We start from the raw sequence: 20,469 nt of genomic DNA, 5'->3' as shown, positions 1-20,469 counted from the left end.
AGCTATGGCAAAGCTTTTGCCCGTTGACCATCCCGCAATCTGTTTCGCGAGCCAACAAAGGCAGCACTTGGGCGCTATTCGTTGATTTCCTCGACATCCGGCGCTTGCTGCACGTTCTCGGTGCCCAGAATGACTTGGGCGCCGATCCTATTCTGGAACCGAACAATAACCTTGTAGCCCGGGCCTAGCTCATCCCTCAGCACATCGACCAATGGTGTCTCCCGCAGGGTTTCTGGAAGCAGGCCGGCAATCGAGGAGACCTTGAATGCCGCTTCGATCGGAAGGTCCACGATCAGCCAGATATCGGCGTGTTTGCGTTTGGCATTCACGTCCACTCGGATCACCTCGACGGACACCGGATCCGCCCAGTCCCGGATCGTCTGCGCCAGATGTGCTTCGGTTCGGGTTTCCAGATATCGGTTGTAGGTGGATTTGCCGAGTTGCAGGACAACAAAGGCCAAAAACGCGAGCGTCACCACCACGCTTGCGGTGAAATTCAGTTTGCGACGACCCTTGCTGAAGGCTACGGCCCGCGCCGCGTACACGATGTATACCGCGCAAGCGGACAGGATGATCGCGCCGAGGTTGGTGGCGAACAGCAATCCGGCCTCATAGGCCTCGGCCGGTTCGCCGAAATACAACAAAACACCCGAGGCAGACAGGGGCGGTACCAACGAAACACCGATGGCAGCTCCGGGCAGCAGGCTGGCCTCGGATCGGTTGATCTGAACATAGGCTCCGGCCACTCCGGCGGCCAGGGCGACGATCAGATCTTCGGTGCCGGGGTCCGTTCGGGCCAGAACCTGATCGGGGATCAGGATGCCGCGTGGCACGTCCGCGACATAGACCAGAAACCATGCGAGAAAGACACTTATCACTGCTGCACCACAGACGATCAGGGCCAGCTTGAAGGCCCGGCCAAGCCATCCCATGACCATCGATGCGGCCACGCCAAGGATCGGAGTCATCAAAGGGGCGACCAGCATCGCGGCAATGACCACCGCACCGGAGTTCCGCAGCATGCCCATCGTGGCAATCACGACGGATAACGTCAGCAGCATTGCAAACCGTCGCCAATAGGCGGCCTTGTCCGTTCCTTCAAATCTGAGAATATCGCGTGTGGTGCTGAACTTGCGGGAACTCATAAATGTTGTCTGACCCTGATTGGCTTTTGCAATCAGACTAGCAACAGATGCGAATTGCGCAAAACAATGAAAAAGGCGCCCGGATAGGCGCCTTTCGTTTTGAATATCTGGACAGATCAGACTTTGAGGTTCGGGATGATCTGTTTCTTGCGGCTCATGATCCCGGGAAGGACCACGGCGTCGCCATCAACGCTTGCGCCAAAGCTCTTTTCGGCCACGCCTTTGACCAGATCATTAGGCACCAGAAGAGTGGCTTCTTCGTTCAGGATGTCGACGACGAACAAAAGGACCTGATCAACGCCGTCTTCCTTGGCGACGTCGACCATCGAGTCTGCCAGGCTGGCCTTGCGGTCCAGCACAACGCCGGGGGCGGTGGTTTCCAGAACCGACACACGGAACTTGGTGCCGTCCACTTCGTACTCTTTGCTGTCCATGCGGATCAGTTCGGCATCCGAGAACGAGGACACATCCGATTTCGCCGCAAACATATCGGCAGCATAAGCCGAGACGTCCAGACCCAGATCCGCTGCCAATTTCTCGGCCACGGCACGGTCATGTGCGGTGGTGGTGGGCGAGCGGAATTCCAGAGTATCGGACAGAATGCAGGTCAGCGCCGCGCCTTTGATGGCTTCTGGCATCTTGGCGGCATCATCACCGATCAGGTCCATCATGATGGTCGCGGTGCAGGCCAGAGGGCGAACGGTGATGTCGATCGGGCCTTTGGTTTCCAGACCGCCGACCAGTTTGTGGTGGTCGATGATGGCGCGGATATCGGCGCTGTTGATGCTGGCGGGCAGTTCGGCCGGGTTGTTGGTGTCGACGATGACGACAGGGGCGTCCGCGTCGACATCTTCGATGATGCGCGGCTTGGGCAGGTCCCAGCGTTGCAGCAGGAACGCCGCTTCTGTGTTGGGTTCGCCCAGCAGAACGGGCTCGGCCTGTTCGCCTTTGATTTCGTTCAGGTACCACGACCACAGGATCGGCGAGCCTGTGGAGTCGGTGTCGGGAGATTTGTGGCCAAATACGAGCGTTGTCATGTCAGCGTCCTGAGGATGATCATTTCGCGCGCCTTATAGGGCGGTGCGCAGGGGTTGTCACCCGGCAGTATGTACGCTGCGACGGTTGGTCTGAATTGGCAGGGATCAAAACGGCGCGCGCGACAGATCGTAACCGGCTTGTTGCAGAAGGTTCAGCAAGCCATGGTCACCCCCCAGATGTCCGGCACCGACCGCGATCACGGCGGTCTGGTCTTGAATGTCCAGGATATGCTGCATCCAGTTGGCGTTCCGCTCGACCAGCAATTGCTGTTCGAAACTGTCCCATTCCGCGTCGAATTCCTCGGGCGTCAACCCTGACTCTTCCAGCCCCTGAATGCGGGCCAGTTGAATGATCTCGACATGCTTTTCTTCCAGATAGGCATTCGCCATCGTCGCCAATTGATCCTCGCTGCCGCCCAAAGCACCGGCCATCCGCACGAGGGATTGCACCTGCTTTTCGATCGGGTGGCTATCGAACATGGCCATCAGGTCGGTAATCTGTTCCAGCGAGTATTGCGGGATGTTCAAATCGGCGGCCAGATCGTTCAGGCGGGCGTCCATGCCATGGCTGGCATCCGGATCATGCATCATGCATGCGGGGATGCCCAGCATCATACTTAGGAACCAGGGTCGCATCTGGGCCGCCATCCAAGCAGGAATGCCGCGTTCCGACAGCCCTCCTGACAGGGCTGACCAATCATCCTCGGACATCAGGTCGATCAGGCTGGGACCCGAGGTGATCATGATCGGGCTCATGTCATTGGCCAGATCCTTCTCGAACGCATCCATTTCGTCCTGTGTGACTTCAAAATAAAACGCGTCCGCTTGTTCCAGTGTTGGCATCAACCGCTCGACCACAGCATCCATCCGCGGATCATTGGCATGCAGCGTTCCGATCAGGTGCAGGACAGTGTCGCCTTTGGTTGCGATCCAGTGGTTGCCTTCGGGAAAAGGAATGTCGGCAACCGTCTTTTGCAGTTCTGCCCGCACTTCGGCGCTGAGGTTCGGCCGCAGGTCTTGCCCCTCGCAAGCGGCGTGCAGGGTCGCGGGCAGAAACAGGAAAATCAGCAAGGCGAACAGGCGCATCAGGTCCATCCCGAAAACTTCTACATCGGTGCGACATTGCCTTGGCGTAGCGGCGTGATCAAGACGGGCGCAGGTGATGTCTGGCATTCGCGGCAATTTTGCATAGCATGGCGCAATGGAGCGTGAGCAGGATCTCTACCCCCCGATCAAGGCGCTGTTAGAGCGTCAGGGCTATACCGTCAAAGGCGAGGTCGGCGCGGCCGATATTGTCGCCGTGCGCGAGGGGGAAGACCCCGTGATTGTCGAGTTGAAGCTGAGGTTTTCACTGGCTTTGTTCCATCAGGCGATCACACGGCTGAAGGTGACCGATCAGGTTTACATCGGCGTATGCAAGCCCAAGGGGAAAACGGCTCGGCGGGCGCTCAAGGACAATCTCGCGTTATGCCGAAGGCTGGGGATTGGTTTGATCACCGTGCGGGCCGACGGCGCGGTCGAGGTGCAATGCGACCCCGGACCCTACGCGCCCCGCAAGAACAAGGTAAAAGCTGCGCGCCTGTTGCGCGAATTCGATCGGTTGGAAGGTGACCCCAACGCAGGCGGTGCAACGCGGCATGGGATCGTGACGGCCTACCGTCAGGATGCCCTTCGGTGCGCGGCACATCTGGCCGAAAACGGAGCGACCAAAGGTGCCGAGGTCGCGCATGCGACCGGCGTATCCGCTGCCACGCGGCTGATGCGGGAAAATCACTACGGTTGGTTCGAAAAGGTCGAAAAGGGCATCTATGGTCTGACCGAAGCAGGGCAGGAAGGCCTGAAACATTGGGCCTATAGCTGGGATCAGCCGGACTGAGCCAATTTGCCAAAAAATCCATCACAGCTTGTTGACTCGGGGTTTGCGACCTCCTAGCTATGCGTCGTTATCACTCTCAATACCCGAGTGCTAACACCTCGCCGACTGGCGAGGGGAGGATTAATAAACTTTGAGCCCAAGGAGCTGCAAAGATGGCATTGAAACCGCTTCATGACCGTGTGCTGGTTCGTCGCGTTGAAAGCGAAGAGAAAACCGCAGGCGGCCTGATCATTCCCGACAGCGCAAAAGAAAAGCCCAGCGAAGGCGAAGTCGTTGCAACCGGTGAAGGCGCGCGCAAGGACAGCGGCGAGCTGATCGCAATGGCTGTAAAAGCTGGCGACAAGATCCTGTTCGGCAAATGGTCGGGCACCGAGGTTCAGGTCGACGGCGAAGAGCTGCTGATGATGAAAGAAAGCGACATCATGGGGATCATCGAGTAAGCGAACCCGCTTTCTCTGATCTTCATCACAATACATTTTCTCAAGGAGAAACGACATGGCTGCAAAGGACGTCAAGTTCGACACCGATGCCCGTAACCGCATGCTGGCAGGCGTAAACATCCTGGCCGATGCTGTTAAAGTGACCCTGGGCCCCAAAGGCCGCAACGTGGTTCTGGACAAATCCTTCGGCGCACCGCGCATCACCAAAGACGGTGTTTCGGTTGCCAAGGAAATCGAACTGGAAGACAAGTTCGAAAACATGGGCGCGCAGATGGTGAAAGAAGTCGCCAGCCGCACCAATGACGAAGCCGGTGACGGCACCACCACCGCAACCGTTCTGGCTCAAGCCATCGTTCGCGAAGGTCTGAAGCAGGTTGCAGCTGGCCTGAACCCGATGGACCTGAAGCGCGGCATCGACCTGGCAACCGCCAAGGTTGTTGAAGGCATCAAAGACGCGTCGCGCGAAGTCAAAGACTCGGCTGAAGTTGCTCAGGTTGGCACCATCTCGGCCAACGGCGAAGCCGAAATCGGCCAGCAGATTGCAGACGCGATGCAGAAGGTTGGCAACGAAGGCGTTATCACCGTCGAAGAAAACAAAGGTCTGGAAACCGAGACCGATGTTGTCGAAGGTATGCAGTTCGACCGCGGCTACCTGTCGCCTTACTTCGTCACCAATGCAGACAAGATGATCGCAGAGCTCGACGACTGCATGATCCTGCTGCACGAAAAGAAACTGTCCTCGCTGCAGCCGATGGTTCCGCTGCTCGAGCAGGTGATCCAGTCGCAGAAGCCGCTGCTGATCATCGCGGAAGACGTTGAAGGCGAAGCGCTGGCAACTCTGGTTGTCAACAAACTGCGCGGCGGCCTGAAAATTGCTGCTGTCAAAGCACCCGGCTTCGGCGATCGTCGCAAAGCCATGCTGCAGGACATCGCAATCCTGACCGGCGGTCAGGTTATCAGCGAAGATCTGGGCATGAAGCTCGAGTCCGTCACCATGGACATGCTGGGCACCGCCAAGAAGATCGAAATCACCAAAGACGAAACCACCATCGTCGACGGTGCTGGCGAGAAAGCCGAGATCGAAGCACGTGTTGCTCAGATCCGCACTCAGATCGAAGAAACCTCGTCGGACTACGACCGTGAGAAGCTGCAAGAGCGCGTTGCCAAGCTGGCAGGCGGTGTTGCTGTTATCCGCGTCGGCGGCATGACCGAAGTTGAAGTGAAAGAGCGTAAGGACCGTGTGGACGATGCTCTGAACGCAACTCGCGCTGCTGTTCAGGAAGGCGTTGTTGTAGGCGGCGGTGTTGCTCTGGTTCAGGCCGGCAAAGCGCTGGAAACGCTGGAAGGCGCAAACGCTGACCAGAACGCAGGCATCAACATCGTTCGTAAGGCAATCGAAGCGCCTCTGCGCCAGATCGCCGAGAACGCAGGTGTTGACGGCGCGGTTGTTGCGGGCAAAGTCCGTGAATCCGCTGACGCAGCATTCGGCTTCAACGCCCAGACCGAAGAATATGGCGACATGTTCTCGTTCGGCGTGATCGACCCGGCCAAAGTTGTCCGTACCGCTCTGGAAGATGCGGCATCGGTTGCTGGCCTGCTGGTCACCACCGAAGCAATGGTTGCTGACAAGCCGCAGAAAGACGCACCTGCTGCAGGCGGCATGCCCGACATGGGCGGCATGGGCGGCATGATGTAAGCACGTCGAATTCGCCTCGGCGAATTCTGACGGCCCCGACAGGCGCTTGGCCTTCAGGCCAGGCTGCCGAAAGGGAAAGCCCAAATCAATTCAGTGGGGTCGCCATCCGGCGGCCCCATTTTTTGTGTTTCACGCTTCGCGCATGAATGTGAGTGTCCAATGCACTCTGAAACGGCTATGCATTTGATATGAAACTGTTCCTGCTCACTGCTTTGACCATGTGTGCCTTTGCGGCCAATTCGATACTGAATCGTCTGGCGATTGACAGCGGTGCCAGCGACCCGACCGCTTTCGCCGTGGTGCGGGTACTGGCAGGGGCTGTGGTTCTGGCGTGTCTGGTTCTGCTGCGGGCAGGATCTCTGCCATTGCTCAACCGTCGCAGGGTCGCTGGCGCGGGGTCCTTGTCGCTGTATATGATCGGCTTTTCACTGGCGTATCTGTCGCTGGACGCAGGGCTTGGGGCGCTGATCCTGTTCGGTGTAGTGCAGATTACCATGTTCGCGGTGACTTCAACAACAGGCGTAAAGCCGACCCTGCGCCAGATCGCAGGAGCTGCGATCGCTTTGCTGGGGCTGGCCTATGTATTGTGGCCAACTGGGACGGTTCAGGTCGATGCGGCGGGGGCGGCGCTGATGGTGGCGGCTGGGGTCGGTTGGGCGATCTATTCGCTGGTCGGGAAATCCGAACCGGACGCCCTGTCAGGCACGGCGGCCAACTTTGTCGTGGCCCTGCCGGTGACCGCTTTGGCCTTGGTCGCGACCGGTGGAGCCTGGCACATGACGGCGAATGGCTACCTGTTGGCTGCGCTGTCAGGTGGTGTGACATCCGGAATGGGATATGCGCTGTGGTATCGGGTGCTGCGGCAACTGGCCCCGACCACAGCGGCGGTCGTTCAATTGAGTGTTCCGATCATCGCTATTGTCGGCGGGGTCATCCTTTTGGGTGAGGTCGCCAGCCTGCGTTTGGTCGTGGGCGCCACGTTGGTTCTGGGCGGGATTGCGCTGGCCGTTTTGCGCGTGATCTCGCGCTAGGGGTTTATTCGCACGATCTTTGGCCTTATCTGGCGGCTATGCGGTATCTTCTTGCCCTCTTTCTGTTACTGGTCCCGGCCATCGCGCATGCCAAATGCGTGCTGCTGCTGCATGGTCTGGCGCGGACCGAGGCATCCTTTACCGTGATGGAGCAATTGTTTAAGGCGCATGGATATTCGGTCGTGCGCCCCGGTTATCCGTCGACTGACCTGCCGATCCCGGAACTGGCCGAGCAAACCTTGCCCGATGCTTTTGCGCAATGTGGCGAAGACGGTGTCAACGTCGTGGCGCATTCGATGGGAGGTATCCTGTTGCGCTACTGGTTGCAGGACAACAGCCCAGAAAACCTGGGCCGCGTCGTGATGCTTGGGCCACCCAATCAGGGCAGCCAGTTGGTGGATGAGTTGGGAGCTTATGAGGTTTTCGGTATGCTGCACGGCCCCGCCGGATTGGCGCTGGGAACCGGACCAGAAGGTATTCCCCGAAAACTGCCGCCTGTGGATTTCGAATTAGGAGTGATCGCGGGTGAGAACTCGTTGAACCCATTGTTTTCATCGATGATCGACGGGCCGGATGACGGCAAGGTTTCGGTCGAGACTACCAGGGTCGAGGGGATGAACGACCATATCGTCCTGCCGGTGACCCACACGTTCATGATGAACAACCCGCGTGTTATGGCACAGGCGTTGCATTTCATCGAATTCGGGCAATTCGATCCGCAGATCACCTGGCTGGACGGCGTGATGGACGTCATTGATGAGATTTGCATAGGGCAGGATTGCTCGGAACCCGCTTCGGAGCGTTCTGAATGACTTCATTAAGCATGACGTTGACCGGTGCAGAGGTTCTGCTGCCGGAGCAAGGCCTGTCACGCGTAAACCTGTCCGTTGGGAACGGCGTCGTTCAGGTGGACCCAACCGGTCGTACCATCGATCTGTCGGGTTATCTGGTCCTGCCGGGGATCATCGACCTGCACGGCGACGGGTTCGAACGTCATATCGCGCCGCGACGCGGGGCGATGAAGCAAATGGACGAAGGCATCCTGTCGGTCGAAGCTGAACTGGCCGCCAACGGTATCACGACCGCTGTTCTGGCCCAGTTCCTCAGCTGGGAAGGAGGCGTGCGTGGCCCGGAATTCGCGGGGCAGGTGTTCGACGCGATTGCGTCGGTCCAAGATCGGGTTGTGACGGATCTTCTGCCGCAACTGCGGTTCGAAACCCATATGCTGGATGAGTATGGGGATCTGCCTGAACGGATTGCCGAATGGCAGGTGCCCTATGTCGTGTTCAATGACCACTTGCCGCATGATCGGTTGGCCGAGGGGCGCAAGCCGCCGCGATTGACGGGGCAAGCGCTCAAGGCCGGGCGGAACCCGGACAAGCACTTTGAGATGTTGCTCTCCATGCATGCCCGCCGGGATGAAGTGCCGGCTGCCTTGGACGCGCTCTGCGCAACATTGGCCAAGCAGGGCGTACGGATGGGCAGCCATGACGATGCGACGGCCCAAACCCGTTCGGATTGGCGTGCGCGCGGAGCCCGTATCGCGGAGTTTCCCGAAACGCTCGAAGCGGCCGAGGCTGCCCGCAATGCCGGGGATCACGTTGTTCTAGGCTCACCCAACGTGGTGCGCGGCGGGTCGCACAAGGGTAATGTCAGTGCGCTGGACTTGATCGCGATGGGGCTGTGTGATGCCCTGGCATCGGACTATCACTACCCCAGCCCGCGTCGCGCCGCGCTGATGTTGGCCAAATCGGGTCTGGTGGATCTGGCCGGGGCTTGGGCATTGGTGTCCTCGGGACCAGCGCGCGTTCTTGGGCTTTCGGATCGGGGGGATTTGTCGGTTGGGAAACGCGCTGACATCGTCATTCTCGACGCTGAATCAAGGCGCGTCGCCGCCACGCTTGCAGGCGGGCGGGTCAGCTTTATGTCGGGCGATATCGCCGAGCGGTTCGTAGGTTGATCTACCGCGAGATGCGGTTGAAATGGCCCATCTTACGGCCTGCCTTGACCTCGGCCTTGCCATAGAGATGTAGGGCCACGTCGCGTTCCCGGGCAAGGTCCGGCACCCGGCTCATATCGTCGCCGATCAGGTTCTCCATGACGACATCCGAATGCCGCTGCCCGTCGCCGAGCGGCCACCCAGCCACGGCGCGAATATGTTGTTCAAACTGATCCACGGCACAGCCGTTCTGTGTCCAATGACCCGAATTGTGAACGCGCGGCGCGATCTCGTTCACGATCAAACCTTGCGGGGTGACGAACAGTTCCACCCCCATCACGCCGACATAGTCCAGCGCGTTAAGGATGTTTGCGGCCAGTAGAACGGCATCGGTGCGCTGCGCTGGGGCGAGGCGGGCAGGGACCGTGGTGGTGTGTAGGATGCCATCGCGGTGCACGTTCTCACCGGGGTCGAAACAGGCCACCTGACCATCCACTCCACGGGCCGCGATGACCGAAACCTCGTGGCTGAAATTGACGAACCCTTCGAGGATCGCAGGCGCACCGGCCATGTCGGACAAGGCGGCCTCGGCATCCTCGGGGCTGCGCAGGCGGGCCTGCCCCTTGCCGTCATAGCCGAAACGTCGGGTTTTCAGAATGGAGGGCGTGCCAATTTGATCGATCGCAGCCTTCAGGCTGTCCAGATCGGTGATATCCGCAAACGGTGCGGTTTTCAGGCCAAGCCCCTGCAAAAACGCCTTTTCAGTCAAACGGTCCTGACTGACGCGCAGCGCCTCGCGGCCCGGGCGAATGGGGCGATGCGCTTCGAGCAGGTCCAGCGCCTCGGTCGGGATGTTTTCAAATTCATAGGTGATGACATCGACCGATTGAGCAAACGCCTTCAACGCATCGGCGTCATCGTAGGCCGCCGTCGTCACCCGATCTGCCACCTGCCCGGCGGGAGGGTTCGCACCGGGTTCATAGATATACGTGACAAAGCCAAGACGCGCCGCCGCAACCGACAGCATCCGCCCCAGTTGGCCGCCACCCAGAATTCCAATCGTAGCGCCGGGTTTAAGTGCTTCACTCATCGACAGGCTCCTCAGGGATCGAGGCCGACAAAGCTGCGCGCCAAGTATCCAATCGCTCGGCCAATGCCGCGTCCTGTAGCGCCAGGATACCAGCCGCCATTAGGCCCGCATTGGCACCACCAGCGGCGCCGATGGCCATGGTCGCCACAGGGAAGCCCTTGGGCATCTGCACGATGGAGTAGAGCGAGTCGACACCGGACAGCGCCCGTGTCCGAACCGGAACGCCAATCACTGGCACGCGTGTTTTGGACGCCATCATTCCCGGCAGATGCGCGGCCCCGCCTGCGCCCGCGATAATCACATCCAGGCCACGCTCAACAGCGGTTTTGCCATAGTCCCAAAGGCGATCCGGGGTACGGTGGGCGGACACGATGCGTTTTTCATAGGCAACGCCCAGTTCATCCAGAATATCCGCAGCTTCCTTCATCGTGGGCCAGTCCGACTGGCTGCCCATGATGATCCCCACTTTCACATCGCTCATCCGCTTAATGCCCCTGCCTGCTGAGAGAGCGCGCACTATAGCCAAATCCGACTTCGAGGCAATGCGTCAGGCGATGATGTCCGGGGTCAGGCGGTCTTCGATCAGACGAATGATGTCCTTGAGCCGCAATTTCTGTTTTTTCAAACGCTTGATCGTCAGCTGATCCGAGGTGCCGGTGGCCTGAAGCGCCTCGATCGCTTCGTCCAGGTCGCGGTGTTGGCGGCGGAACACCTCAAGCTCGACCCGAAGAACTTCGTCTGTTTTCATCGAAATGTCAGTGGGCGCGTTCATGGGCGACTCGGTCGTTGCTGTGGTGCTTACCACACAAGATAGTGTGTCAGGCTTTATCCCGCCAGACCTTGTGGACATCCCTGCATATTCCCATATTCTATCATACGCGGTTGCCAGAACGGGGCCGCACCACACGTCGCTTTGGCAATAAAGGACGAAAATACGTGTCAAAACTTACTCTTGGCTCATACCCGCATCTTTTGGGGTTCGAGCAATTGGAACGCCTTCTGGAACGGTCTGCAAAGGCTGGCAACGAAGGGTACCCGCCCTATAACATCGAACAGACCTCGGATTTTTCCTATCGCATCACTCTGGCCGTGGCCGGTTTTGCGGAAGAGGACCTGTCGATTACCATCGAGGATCGTCAACTGGTGATCCGGGGCCGTCAACGCGACGACAGCGAGGGGCGCATCTTTCTGCACCGTGGTATCGCGGCGCGTCAGTTTCAGCGCATGTTTGTGCTGGCTGATGGTGTCGAGGTGGGCGAGGCGATCATGGAAAACGGTCTGCTGCATGTGGATCTGACCCGCGCCGTGCCGGAAACCGTGGTTCAGACAATCAATATACGGAAGGGGTAAGAGCAATGAATACACCGATTGAACTCAACACCGAAGGTGATCGCATCGTGTATGTCAAAGCGGTCGACGTTGCCGACCTGCCGCGCGAAGTGCGTGAACAGGCCGGCGATCTGGATCAGCTTTATGCGGTGCACGACTCAGACGGGCAGCAATTGGCGCTGGTTGCCGATCGCAAGCTGGCCTTTGTCTTGGCGCGCGAACACGATTTCTCGCCGGTGGCCGTTCACTGAAACGGCCCAGCTGCGCGTGATTTTCGCGTGACATCCGCCGCCCCACGGGTGAGATATGCGACCCAACACGGGTCGCAGAGCAGGGGCATCAAGAATGAGCTGGTTTGACTTTGACTGGGTGGACGCGTTCACCGACCGCGCATTTGGCGGAAATGGCTGCGCCGTGGTCCACGGTGGGGCCGCGCTGTCCGAAGACGTCTGCACGGCCTATGTGCGCGAGACGTCGCTGGTCGAATGCACCTTTACCGGTCCGTCAGACGTCGCAGATGTTCGAGTCCGGTACTTCCTGGCCAGCCGTGAGATTCCCTTTGCCGGACATCCCACCATCGCAACGGTCGTAGCCATGCGGTCGCGGGGGCTGTTTCAGGGCGATGCGCTGACGCTTGAGACCGGGGCCGGGATTGTGTCGATCCAGCTCAACGGGGATGAGATCGAGATGACGCAGGTTGCCCCACAGTTCGGCTCAATGGTGCCCGCTGATCTGGTCGCCAGCACCATCGGCCTTCCGGAAAGCGCGATCATCTCCCCTCCGCAATTCGTTTCGACGGGGCTGCCGTTCTGCATCACCGTTCTGCGCGATCACGACGCGCTGCGGGCGGCCAAGCTGAACGAAGGTCCGCTGCGCGAGGTCGCTGCAAAAGCAGGCTATTCCGGGTCAGACATGGCCGAGCCATTCCTTGTCACGCTGGAAGGGGCCACAGAGGCAGGCGACACGTTCTCGCGCCTGCTGATGCTGCCGCCCAGCCCGCCCGAAGACCCGTTCACCGGATCCGCGACAGGAGCCATGGCAGCCTATCTTTGGAAATATGGGCTCATGCCCAAAGACAGCTTTGTTGCCGAGCAGGGCCACGACATGGGGCGTCCAGGCTGGGCGACCGTGACCCGCGTTGGACCGGCGGATGCGATGACAGGTATCAAAGTGGCGGGGCAGGGCTATGTGCTGATGCGCGGCCAGGTCGATCTGCCCGGGCCTGCGTCATGACAGAACCCGCGATTGCAATTCTGCCCTACGGACATCGCTTGGGGCCAAAACTGTCCTCGGTTCCGTTGTCCGAGCTGATCTGGCCAGAGGGCTGCCCGGATCGGTTGTTAGGGAAGACAGTGGGTGATCTGGACCGTACGGACCACCTGATCATGTATCCCAATTCGACCGTCCATCTGCGCCTGCGCCGGGGTACTCGGGCGCAGATATCTCTGATGATGGGCGAGCCCTCGGCCATTCACGCCAAGCATGATCGGATGCTGCGCTATACTTGGCGGCGGTTCTTCCGGGTTCTGACGTTTCACGACGTACTATTGCAGAATATCCCGAACGCGGTGTTTCTGCCCTATGGCGTGACGATGGTGCCGGATTGGCGCGATCTTGACGTTCAAAAAACGAAACCCTGTTCGCTGATCGCCTCGGCCAAACGCGACCTCGAGGGGCACCAGCTGCGCCATTCGGTGATTGACTGGGTGCGCGAAACGGGGGCCGAGGTGGATATCATGGGGCGTGGCTACACGCCGTTTGACCGAAAATCCGACGGGTTGGCCCCGTATCGCTACTCCGTTGTGATCGAGAATGTGCGCGAGCGGAACTATTTTTCGGAAAAGCTGACGGACGCGATCCTGTGTTCGACGGTCCCGATCTATTGGGGGTGTCCGAATATCGGCGATTTCATGGATACATCCGGCATGATCCTGTGCGAGACCGAGGCTGATATTCAGCAGGCGATTACCAAGCTTTCCCCGGAAGACTATGCCCACCGCCTGCCACATCTGCAGGCTGCGCAAAAGCAGGCGGCTGAGTTTGGCGACTTTGAGGGGCGCGCCGTGCGCACCCTGCGGGAACAGATTAACGCGGCCTAGTTTGCCGAAGGCTGTGGTTCCAGCCAGCCCACCGGCAAGATCGGATTGGCCGACGGATCAATCCCGTGCCGGTCGCATATCCTGTGCAGGTACGAACCCATGACCGGCAGTCCCGCCGTGTTACTGGCCAACTGCTTTTTCTGATGCCCGTAAACGTGGACCGAATGGACGCCATCGCGCTCGATTTCACCGATGGAAACCTGAGGGGCATGCAGCATCCACAACTGCTCTTTCGCGAGGGGGTAGAAAACGTCCGGCGCCATCGCATGACTGTCCTCGCCGGTCTGTCGCAGAAAATACTCGAATGCCTTGGGCCCTGAGCTGCCCCAGGGCAGGGTTTCAATCCCCCAGGATTCCCCATTTCTGGCACGCCGTCGGTTATGGCGAAACAATCGACCGCCACGCCATGGCTGGGTCGGGTTGGCCGAGGTCACAAATGCGAGCCAAAGAGCCAGCGTTTCCGACGCTTCCGGCAGGCGCAGCACACCGTTTGGATAGTTCCCAGAATGCGAGCGTCCAAAAACATACGGTGCGGAAAAGTCGAAAGGTTTGACGCAGTACGCATCCAGATCAACCCAGATGAACGGCGTTTTCTGCATCAACCGCAGCCGGAATACATCGGAAAACACCGCGACCCCTAACCGGTCATCGGGGCGAAGTTCGAAGGGTGGCGGCCACAATATATCCCCGGCTGATCGCACCTCGGCTCTGGTGGGGACATTTTGTATGTCTTGTACAGTGTACAGCACGAAGCTGTGGCCGTTATCCAGATAGGACTGAATGCACAACGCCTCGAGCCAGCTCAGGTCCGATCCGAACCAGAAACTGGCAATTGTAGGCAGGGTGCGGGTCATGGGCCGTTTCGTTTCTTAATCAGGTCCTGCATTTGCACCGAGGCCTTGTGCCAATGTCAATCAGTCACAAAAAAAGCGGCCGCTGTGGGCCGCTTTGTGTGTTGATTTTCGTGTCGCTTAGGACGCAGCAATCAGCCCCATGCTTTCCAGTTTCAGAAGAACCTGATGGGCGCAGTTGTCGACCTCAACATTTTCGGTCTCAACGCTCAGTTCGGGGCTTTCGGGCACGTCATACGGGTCCGAGATGCCGGTGAACTCTTTGATCTTCCCTTCGCGGGCCAGCTTGTACAGACCCTTGCGGTCCCTGCGCTCGCATTCTTCGAGGCTGGTGGCCACGTGGACCTCGCAGAAGGCACCGAACTGTTCGATCTCTTCCCGGACCGCGCGGCGCGTGGTGGCATAGGGCGCGATCGGGGCACAAATGGCGATGCCGCCGTTCTTGGTGATCTCACTGGCCACGTAACCGATACGGCGGATATTGAGGTCGCGGTGTTCTTTGGAAAAGCCCAGTTCCGAGGACAGGTTCTTTCGCACAATGTCACCATCCAGCAGCGTAACTGGCCGGTCGCCCATCTCCATCAGCTTAACCATCAGCGCGTTAGCGATCGTGGATTTGCCGGATCCCGAGAAGCCAGTGAAGAACACTGTGAAACCCTGACGCGAGCGCGGCGGGAAGCGGTTACGCAGCTCTTGCACGACTTCGGGGAACGAGAACCATTCGGGGATTTCCAACCCTTCGCGCAGGCGGCGGCGAAGTTCGGTGCCCGAAATGTTCAGAATGGTGACGTTGTCCTTGTCGAGGATTTCGTCATTCGGCTCATACTGGGCGCGTTCCTGGACGTAGACCATATGTTTGAAATCGACCATCTCGATGCCGATCTCGTCCTGGTATTTGCGGAATAGGTCTTGGGCGTCATAGGGACCGTAGAAGTCTTCGCCCTGGCTGTTCTTGCCAGGACCTGCATGGTCGCGGCCCACGATGAAATGGGTGCAGCCGTGATTGGCGCGGATAAGGCCGTGCCAGACCGCCTCGCGCGGGCCAGCCATACGCATCGCCAGGTTCAGCAGGCTCATCGATGTGGTTGAGGCTGGATACTTGTCCAGCACCGCCTCATAGCAACGCACACGCGTGAAATGGTCTACGTCGCCGGGTTTGGTCATGCCCACGACCGGGTGGATCAAAAGGTTGGCCTGCGCCTCTTTGGCGGCGCGGAAGGTCAGTTCCTGGTGCGCGCGGTGCAGCGGGTTGCGGGTCTGGAATGCCACGATACGACGCCAGCCGACTTTGCGGAAATAGGCGCGCAGTTCGTTCGGGGTGTCGCGACGGGCGCGGAAGTCATAGTGGACAGGCTGCTGAATGCCGACCACGGGGCCACCCAGATACACTTTGCCCGCAACGTTATGCAGGTAGTTTACGGCAGGGTGCGCGTCGTCATCTGCGCCAAACACCTTTTCGGCCTCACGCGCCTTATCCGGGGTCCAGCGGTCCGTCACCGTTATGGTGCCCAAAATGACACCTTCCTGATCGCGCAGGGCGATGTCCTGACCCAACTCGATCTTCTCGGCAAACGCTTCGTCTACGTCCAGCGTGATCGGCATGGGCCACAATGTGCCATCGGCCAGCCGCATGTTTTCAACAACGTTGTCGTAGTCTGCCTGGCTGAGGAAGCCTTTGAGCGGGTTGAACCCGCCATTCATCAGCAATTCCAGATCGCAGATCTGACGCGGGCTGAGGTCCCAGCTGGTCAGATCGGCGGCTTCCACTTTCAACTTCTGGGCTGACTCGTACGAGACATACAGTTCGGGGATAGGAGCCAGATTGCTTAACATCGTCATGGGAATACTCTTGTAGAAGTGCCGTTTTGCCGTTGATTAATGGGCGTTTGCCCCGGCTATTTATTGAAGTCCATATACCTGAGCGCAACAAAGGACGATATGCGCGGTTTTTTCATGAAATGGAAGGATATTCCGGTTTGCATAATTTTGCGCGAAACCGGTTCCCCGGATGGGCAACAATTTGGCAGGTTTCAGGGCGTGTGTTCTTATGCGGCGACACTGACGGTCAGGTCTGCGGCACTTTGGACGGGCAAGGCGGGAATCGGGTGCGTTACGCCGCGCAGATCAAAGGACCGCATTTGCCGCATGTCGCCATCGTATCCCGCGGCCCGCAGCAGGTCTTCTGACACCAGAAGCTCGCAGCCCAACGATTTGGTTTCGGCCTCAAGTCTGCTGGCCACGTTGACTGTATCACCTATGATCGTTCGGGCGGCGTGGCCCGCGGCCCCGATCTCGCCCAGTACCAGATCACCCAGATGCAGGCCCATTCCAATGCGAATGCGCGGACTTCCTTCGGATTCCAACTGTTGATTGAAGCGTTGCAGCGCAAGGCTGATATCCGCGGCGGCCTTCATCCCGGCTCTGGCCGAGCTCTGGGCATCAGTGGTTTCAAACACGGCCAAAAGCCCGTCACCCATGTATTTGTCGACCACACCGCCCTCGGCCGTGATCGCAGGCACGATGGCATCAAAAAAGCGGTTCAGTAGGAACACGATGTCATAAGGCAGTTGACCAGCGGTGAGCGAGGTGAAGCCACGCATGTCCAAGAACAGCACCGCCAGTTGCCGTTCCTGACCTTGGCTTGCGTGCGCCCGGTTCCGCGCGCCGTCGGGGCGAAAGATGCGAAACGCGGTGATTGGGGCGGTCGGGCGGATCTGGCAGGCCAGCCGCGCACCATCTGGGGCGCTGACAGCGGCAAGGCTGCGGGCCTCGACCTCGCCAGGTTCCGGCAGATCGTTGGCACCGTCTTCGACGATCACGCGGCAAGTGGTGCAGCGACCCTTGCCCCCGCACAAAGCGGTGTGCGGGATGCCGTTGGCCTGCGAAATCTCAAGCAAGGTCATACCCTTTTCGGCCACGACCTCGGGGCCTTCGACATACTTGACGCGCACGGAGTGACGGCGGCGCCAAAGCTTGCGGATAGCAAACACTGCCAAAGAGGCACCCAATGCCACCCAAAACGCCATTAACGCGTTGTCTTTGACGCTGAACAGGGCCTGGAACTCTTCCGGTGAAGGCCAGTTATAGTGCTCGACATACTGTTCGCGCAGAAACGGATCAGCAAAATCCGCCCACAGACGCCGTCCTTCGGTCAGCAAACCCGCCAGTGCGAAGGTCGGGACAAACACGGCCACGCCGATCAAGTAGGGCACAGCCCTGGACCACCAGCGCGTCAAGCGCAGCCACATATGCAGGCCGATACAGCCATGTACCCAGACCAGCAACAGTAGCAAGCTTTGCATCCAGACAGCTACGCTGGGCCACATCAGGATGATGATATAGCCCATCTCGTCGTTCACATCGTAAACTGTGTTCGCATAGCGGGTCTGAACGATGTGTGAGATCAGTTGCAGCGGGATCAGCAGGCCCAGTATCACCTGCAGCCCGGTGCTGAACGGCATTCGTAAGGTGCGCAACTGGCTGATGGTGTACAGCGCCAACCCCGCATGGATAAACAGAGCGGTGTATAAGATCAGGCTGCCCAGATCGTGACGCGTGATAACGTGCCGGGCGTCCTGCATGTCGTGCAAGTAGTCGGTGTGGAACAGGCCCATTCCGATGTTGATGAAGTGAAAGAACGCAAAGGCGAACAGAACCAGGCCGCTGCCGATCCGCAGCCGGGTTGCCCACCCGCCTTGCCACAAAACACTTTTCAATCAGGTCACCTGCATTCGTCTCGCTCGGCCCCGAGTCTGATACGCGGCGGCTTAGCGGTCAAGCGGTGGGTGCGGATACATCGGCACCCAAGGGATGGCCCGTACATCCACATGGATTAGGGCGGGGGAGGAGCTGAACAGGACGATGTGGCTCAGGTCCGGGCGCGAGCGCGAACTGTAGAGCAACCCGTCAGCGCCCGCATCGCGCGCGTTGTCCGAGATAGACCATGTTGGCGAGCTGCCCTGTTTGTCGCGGATGTCCTGCCAGACGATCGAGGCATCGCTCTGGCCTCGCAGGTCCACCAGCCGCGCCTTTGTCACTTGCGCTTGCTGAAGAACGCGAGGCGGATCGCCGGCCAACACATACCGCCGGATGGCAACACCGGAACCTTCCGCGCTGAGCGAAGCGTAAAGCGCCGTCTGCCCCCTATAATGAAAACGCCCCTCTGGCGCCCGCGCCGGGGCCAGAGGGGCGTCAATCTGCGACAGAAACAGAATTCTCCAGACCGGGCCGGAGAATTCCAGCATCCGATTATTCCTGCTCGGCCAGGAACCGCTCTGCGTCCAGCGCGGCCATGCAGCCCATTCCAGCGCTGGTCACAGCCTGGCGATAGATGTGGTCGGTCAGGTCGCCTGCCGCAAACACACCCGGTACCGAAGTCTCGGTCGAGCCAGGCTTGGTCACAACGTATCCACCCATATGCGTTTCCAGCGAGTCTATAACGAGCTCATTGGCCGGGGCGTGGCCAATCGCAACGAAGACGCCTTTGCACGGAATCTCGGTGATTTCGCCAGTCTTGACGTTTTTGACGCGCACACCTTCGACGCCAAGCGGCGCATTGGTGCCAACGACCTCTTCCAGCTCATGGAACCAGAGAGGTTCGATTTTCTCGTGCTTCAGCAAACGGTCCTGCAGGATCTTTTCGGCGCGCAGTTCATCACGGCGATGGATCAGGGTAACCTTGCTGGCGAAATTCGTCAGGAACAGTGCTTCTTCCACAGCGGTGTTGCCGCCGCCGATGACCACGATTTCCTGCCCGCGATAGAAAAACCCGTCGCAGGTGGCGCAGGCCGATACGCCAAAGCCCTTGAACTTCTCTTCAGACGGCAGGCCCAACCACTTTGCACGCGCGCCCGTAGCCAGAATAACCGCATCCGCTGTGTAGACGGTTCCGCTGTCGCCTGTAGCAGTAAACGGACGCTTGCTGACGTCCAGATCGTTGATGATGTCTCCGATCACCTCACAGCCCATCGCTTTGGCATGATCCTGCATGCGCACCATCAGGTCCGGACCCTGTACCTCGGTATCGCCGGGCCAGTTTTCGACCTCGGTCGTTGTGGTCAGCTGGCCACCCGGTTCAATACCCTGCACCAAAATAGGATCCAGCATCGCGCGGCTGGCATAGACGCCGGCCGTGTAACCGGCCGGTCCCGACCCGATGATCAGAACCTTGGTGTGTCGTGTTTCGGCCATGGTACCCCCAACTCGATCTGCCTGACTGGGGCGTCTGGCCCCTGACGGATGGATATAGCGACCGGCGCGCAGGGCTTAAACCCCCTACCTTTTGACATGCGGCTATGCACTGGCCGCACGGTGCCCAAAAAAAGAACATTGAAAATATGGAATATTGCGCTGGTGCGAAAGATAATTGCGCATCGGTTGGGTGCTGCTATAACAACCGAAAATACTAGGAGCATTTGATGGTCGCGATACGGCTGGATGAGATTGACCGCAAGATTCTGGCGGAATTGCAGGCTGATGGTCGCATGACCAATGTCGAGCTGGCAAAGCGTGTTGGAATCTCCGCGCCGCCTTGCTTGCGACGCGTCCGAACGCTTGAGGAATCCGGGCTGATCCGCGGTTACCATGCCGACGTGAACTCACGCGAGCTGGGGTTCGAAGTTCAGGTCTTTGCGATGGTTGGTTTGGAAAGTCAGGCCGAATCCGAACTGAACGCGTTCGAGGAACGCTGCCGTGAATGGCCGCTTGTCCGCGAGTGTCACATGCTGAACGGCGAGGTGGATTTCATCCTGAAATGCGTCGCCCCGGATCTAAGCAGTTTCCAGCAGTTCCTGACGGGCGAGTTGCTGACTACGCCCAACGTGGCCAGTGTGAAAACCTCGCTGGTTATCCGCGGCGCAAAAGACGAACCCGGCGTCCCCTTCGATGTTCTCGAAGAACGAATGAGCCGGACGGCGTGAACATCATCCGTTTTTGAT

22 protein-coding genes are annotated in these 20,469 nt (G+C 59.1%); 11 read left to right on the top strand and 11 right to left on the bottom strand.

The genetic code is table 11. The features are described from left to right. Window positions 1–74: 74 nt before the first annotated feature. From ACR0MV_RS11650 to ACR0MV_RS11640, 3 genes are all read right to left on the bottom strand, one after another. Window positions 75–1,145: a DUF389 domain-containing protein gene (locus ACR0MV_RS11650; protein ID WP_170423111.1), complete on the bottom strand. Its 1,071-nt coding sequence runs from the start codon at window positions 1,143–1,145 to the stop codon at window positions 75–77. A gap of 116 nt (window positions 1,146–1,261) precedes the next feature. Next, window positions 1,262–2,182 carry a manganese-dependent inorganic pyrophosphatase gene (locus tag ACR0MV_RS11645; RefSeq protein WP_170423109.1) on the bottom strand — a complete coding sequence of 307 codons (921 nt, stop codon included), beginning with the start codon at window positions 2,180–2,182 and terminating at the stop codon, window positions 1,262–1,264. A gap of 105 nt (window positions 2,183–2,287) precedes the next feature. Then, window positions 2,288–3,268, bottom strand: a complete 981-nt coding sequence (locus ACR0MV_RS11640) for a TraB/GumN family protein (RefSeq protein ID WP_480702225.1) — start codon at window positions 3,266–3,268, stop codon at window positions 2,288–2,290. Window positions 3,269–3,383: 115 nt separating this feature from the next. On the opposite strand from ACR0MV_RS11640, the gene ACR0MV_RS11635 reads away from it, so the two are divergent. The 6 genes from ACR0MV_RS11635 to ACR0MV_RS11610 all read left to right on the top strand — a co-directional run bounded on the left by ACR0MV_RS11635 (window position 3,384) and on the right by ACR0MV_RS11610 (window position 9,185). Beyond that, window positions 3,384–4,058, top strand: a complete 675-nt coding sequence (locus ACR0MV_RS11635; RefSeq protein ID WP_480702224.1) for a DUF2161 domain-containing phosphodiesterase — start codon at window positions 3,384–3,386, stop codon at window positions 4,056–4,058. Window positions 4,059–4,210: 152 nt separating this feature from the next. Next, complete coding sequence (gene groES, locus ACR0MV_RS11630; RefSeq protein WP_170423103.1) at window positions 4,211–4,498, top strand: co-chaperone GroES; 288 nt, start codon at window positions 4,211–4,213, stop codon at window positions 4,496–4,498. Window positions 4,499–4,553: 55 nt separating this feature from the next. Then, window positions 4,554–6,194: a chaperonin GroEL gene (groL, locus tag ACR0MV_RS11625; protein ID WP_480702223.1), complete on the top strand. Its 1,641-nt coding sequence runs from the start codon at window positions 4,554–4,556 to the stop codon at window positions 6,192–6,194. A gap of 188 nt (window positions 6,195–6,382) precedes the next feature. Further along, window positions 6,383–7,225: a DMT family transporter gene (locus ACR0MV_RS11620; protein WP_480702222.1), complete on the top strand. Its 843-nt coding sequence runs from the start codon at window positions 6,383–6,385 to the stop codon at window positions 7,223–7,225. Window positions 7,226–7,263: 38 nt separating this feature from the next. After that, a complete protein-coding gene (locus ACR0MV_RS11615; protein WP_480702221.1) occupies window positions 7,264–8,037 on the top strand; it encodes an alpha/beta fold hydrolase in 774 nt (257 codons plus the stop codon). After that, complete coding sequence (locus ACR0MV_RS11610; protein WP_480702220.1) at window positions 8,034–9,185, top strand: alpha-D-ribose 1-methylphosphonate 5-triphosphate diphosphatase; 1,152 nt, start codon at window positions 8,034–8,036, stop codon at window positions 9,183–9,185. Before ACR0MV_RS11615 ends, ACR0MV_RS11610 begins: the two co-directional genes overlap by 4 nt. Window position 9,186: 1 nt before the next feature. On the opposite strand, the gene ACR0MV_RS11605 is transcribed toward ACR0MV_RS11610, so the two are convergent. From ACR0MV_RS11605 to ACR0MV_RS11595, 3 genes are all read right to left on the bottom strand, one after another. Then, on the bottom strand, window positions 9,187–10,254 hold the full coding sequence (locus tag ACR0MV_RS11605) for a 5-(carboxyamino)imidazole ribonucleotide synthase (protein ID WP_480702219.1): 1,068 nt from the start codon (window positions 10,252–10,254) through the stop codon (window positions 9,187–9,189). Continuing rightward, window positions 10,247–10,735, bottom strand: coding sequence for a 5-(carboxyamino)imidazole ribonucleotide mutase (gene purE / locus ACR0MV_RS11600; protein WP_480702218.1), 489 nt, complete (start codon window positions 10,733–10,735; stop codon window positions 10,247–10,249). The genes ACR0MV_RS11605 and purE overlap by 8 nt, the downstream gene beginning before the upstream one ends. A 66-nt stretch (window positions 10,736–10,801) precedes the next feature. Then, window positions 10,802–11,026: a YdcH family protein gene (locus ACR0MV_RS11595; protein WP_058275529.1), complete on the bottom strand. Its 225-nt coding sequence runs from the start codon at window positions 11,024–11,026 to the stop codon at window positions 10,802–10,804. Window positions 11,027–11,190: 164 nt separating this feature from the next. On the opposite strand from ACR0MV_RS11595, the gene ACR0MV_RS11590 reads away from it, so the two are divergent. The 4 genes from ACR0MV_RS11590 (at window position 11,191) to ACR0MV_RS11575 (ending at window position 13,682) form a co-directional block, all read left to right on the top strand. Further along, the gene (locus ACR0MV_RS11590; RefSeq protein WP_058275530.1) at window positions 11,191–11,604 is read left to right on the top strand and encodes an Hsp20 family protein; all 414 of its coding nucleotides are present in this window, start codon (window positions 11,191–11,193) and stop codon (window positions 11,602–11,604) included. 5 nt (window positions 11,605–11,609) lie between these two features. Beyond that, complete coding sequence (locus tag ACR0MV_RS11585; protein ID WP_170423088.1) at window positions 11,610–11,834, top strand: DUF1150 family protein; 225 nt, start codon at window positions 11,610–11,612, stop codon at window positions 11,832–11,834. 94 nt (window positions 11,835–11,928) lie between these two features. After that, entirely contained in the window at window positions 11,929–12,816 is an 888-nt protein-coding gene (locus tag ACR0MV_RS11580) for a PhzF family phenazine biosynthesis protein (protein WP_480702217.1), read from the top strand. Beyond that, window positions 12,813–13,682, top strand: a complete 870-nt coding sequence (locus ACR0MV_RS11575; RefSeq protein ID WP_480702216.1) for a hypothetical protein — start codon at window positions 12,813–12,815, stop codon at window positions 13,680–13,682. The genes ACR0MV_RS11580 and ACR0MV_RS11575 overlap by 4 nt, the downstream gene beginning before the upstream one ends. Here the strand turns inward: ACR0MV_RS11575 and ACR0MV_RS11570 are convergent. The 5 genes from ACR0MV_RS11570 to trxB form a co-directional block, all read right to left on the bottom strand. Beyond that, a complete protein-coding gene (locus ACR0MV_RS11570; protein WP_480702215.1) occupies window positions 13,679–14,536 on the bottom strand; it encodes a glycosyltransferase family 32 protein in 858 nt (285 codons plus the stop codon). The two genes, ACR0MV_RS11575 and ACR0MV_RS11570, sit on opposite strands and share 4 nt — an antisense overlap. Window positions 14,537–14,653: 117 nt before the next feature. After that, complete coding sequence (locus ACR0MV_RS11565) at window positions 14,654–16,372, bottom strand: bifunctional sulfate adenylyltransferase/adenylylsulfate kinase (protein ID WP_480702214.1); 1,719 nt, start codon at window positions 16,370–16,372, stop codon at window positions 14,654–14,656. A 206-nt stretch (window positions 16,373–16,578) separates the two neighbouring features. Further along, a complete protein-coding gene (locus ACR0MV_RS11560) occupies window positions 16,579–18,249 on the bottom strand; it encodes an adenylate/guanylate cyclase domain-containing protein (protein WP_170466700.1) in 1,671 nt (556 codons plus the stop codon). 51 nt (window positions 18,250–18,300) lie between these two features. Then, on the bottom strand, window positions 18,301–18,777 hold the full coding sequence (locus ACR0MV_RS11555; protein ID WP_480702213.1) for an RES family NAD+ phosphorylase: 477 nt from the start codon (window positions 18,775–18,777) through the stop codon (window positions 18,301–18,303). A gap of 4 nt (window positions 18,778–18,781) precedes the next feature. Then, complete coding sequence (gene trxB / locus ACR0MV_RS11550) at window positions 18,782–19,723, bottom strand: thioredoxin-disulfide reductase (RefSeq protein ID WP_480702212.1); 942 nt, start codon at window positions 19,721–19,723, stop codon at window positions 18,782–18,784. A gap of 227 nt (window positions 19,724–19,950) precedes the next feature. Between trxB and ACR0MV_RS11545 the strand changes: the two genes are divergently transcribed. Next, window positions 19,951–20,451 carry an Lrp/AsnC family transcriptional regulator gene (locus tag ACR0MV_RS11545; RefSeq protein ID WP_170423073.1) on the top strand — a complete coding sequence of 167 codons (501 nt, stop codon included), beginning with the start codon at window positions 19,951–19,953 and terminating at the stop codon, window positions 20,449–20,451. The last annotated feature ends 18 nt before the right edge of the window (window positions 20,452–20,469 follow it).

The sequence above is a fragment of the Ruegeria sp. BC3 genome (assembly GCF_056539265.1).
This window is presented reverse-complemented; position numbering and strand designations above follow the sequence as displayed.

Coding starts and splice junctions, on each gene's coding strand:
- ACR0MV_RS11650 (WP_170423111.1), bottom strand. CDS start 1,145: ATGAGTTCCCGCAAGTTCAGCACCACACGCGATATTCTCAGATTTGAA.
- ACR0MV_RS11645 (WP_170423109.1), bottom strand. CDS start 2,182: ATGACAACGCTCGTATTTGGCCACAAATCTCCCGACACCGACTCCACA.
- ACR0MV_RS11640 (WP_480702225.1), bottom strand. CDS start 3,268: ATGCGCCTGTTCGCCTTGCTGATTTTCCTGTTTCTGCCCGCGACCCTG.
- ACR0MV_RS11635 (WP_480702224.1), top strand. CDS start 3,384: ATGGAGCGTGAGCAGGATCTCTACCCCCCGATCAAGGCGCTGTTAGAG.
- groES (WP_170423103.1), top strand. CDS start 4,211: ATGGCATTGAAACCGCTTCATGACCGTGTGCTGGTTCGTCGCGTTGAA.
- groL (WP_480702223.1), top strand. CDS start 4,554: ATGGCTGCAAAGGACGTCAAGTTCGACACCGATGCCCGTAACCGCATG.
- ACR0MV_RS11620 (WP_480702222.1), top strand. CDS start 6,383: ATGAAACTGTTCCTGCTCACTGCTTTGACCATGTGTGCCTTTGCGGCC.
- ACR0MV_RS11615 (WP_480702221.1), top strand. CDS start 7,264: ATGCGGTATCTTCTTGCCCTCTTTCTGTTACTGGTCCCGGCCATCGCG.
- ACR0MV_RS11610 (WP_480702220.1), top strand. CDS start 8,034: ATGACTTCATTAAGCATGACGTTGACCGGTGCAGAGGTTCTGCTGCCG.
- ACR0MV_RS11605 (WP_480702219.1), bottom strand. CDS start 10,254: ATGAGTGAAGCACTTAAACCCGGCGCTACGATTGGAATTCTGGGTGGC.
- purE (WP_480702218.1), bottom strand. CDS start 10,735: ATGAGCGATGTGAAAGTGGGGATCATCATGGGCAGCCAGTCGGACTGG.
- ACR0MV_RS11595 (WP_058275529.1), bottom strand. CDS start 11,026: ATGAACGCGCCCACTGACATTTCGATGAAAACAGACGAAGTTCTTCGG.
- ACR0MV_RS11585 (WP_170423088.1), top strand. CDS start 11,610: ATGAATACACCGATTGAACTCAACACCGAAGGTGATCGCATCGTGTAT.
- ACR0MV_RS11580 (WP_480702217.1), top strand. CDS start 11,929: ATGAGCTGGTTTGACTTTGACTGGGTGGACGCGTTCACCGACCGCGCA.
- ACR0MV_RS11575 (WP_480702216.1), top strand. CDS start 12,813: ATGACAGAACCCGCGATTGCAATTCTGCCCTACGGACATCGCTTGGGG.
- ACR0MV_RS11570 (WP_480702215.1), bottom strand. CDS start 14,536: ATGACCCGCACCCTGCCTACAATTGCCAGTTTCTGGTTCGGATCGGAC.
- ACR0MV_RS11565 (WP_480702214.1), bottom strand. CDS start 16,372: ATGACGATGTTAAGCAATCTGGCTCCTATCCCCGAACTGTATGTCTCG.
- ACR0MV_RS11555 (WP_480702213.1), bottom strand. CDS start 18,777: ATGCTGGAATTCTCCGGCCCGGTCTGGAGAATTCTGTTTCTGTCGCAG.
- trxB (WP_480702212.1), bottom strand. CDS start 19,723: ATGGCCGAAACACGACACACCAAGGTTCTGATCATCGGGTCGGGACCG.
- ACR0MV_RS11545 (WP_170423073.1), top strand. CDS start 19,951: ATGGTCGCGATACGGCTGGATGAGATTGACCGCAAGATTCTGGCGGAA.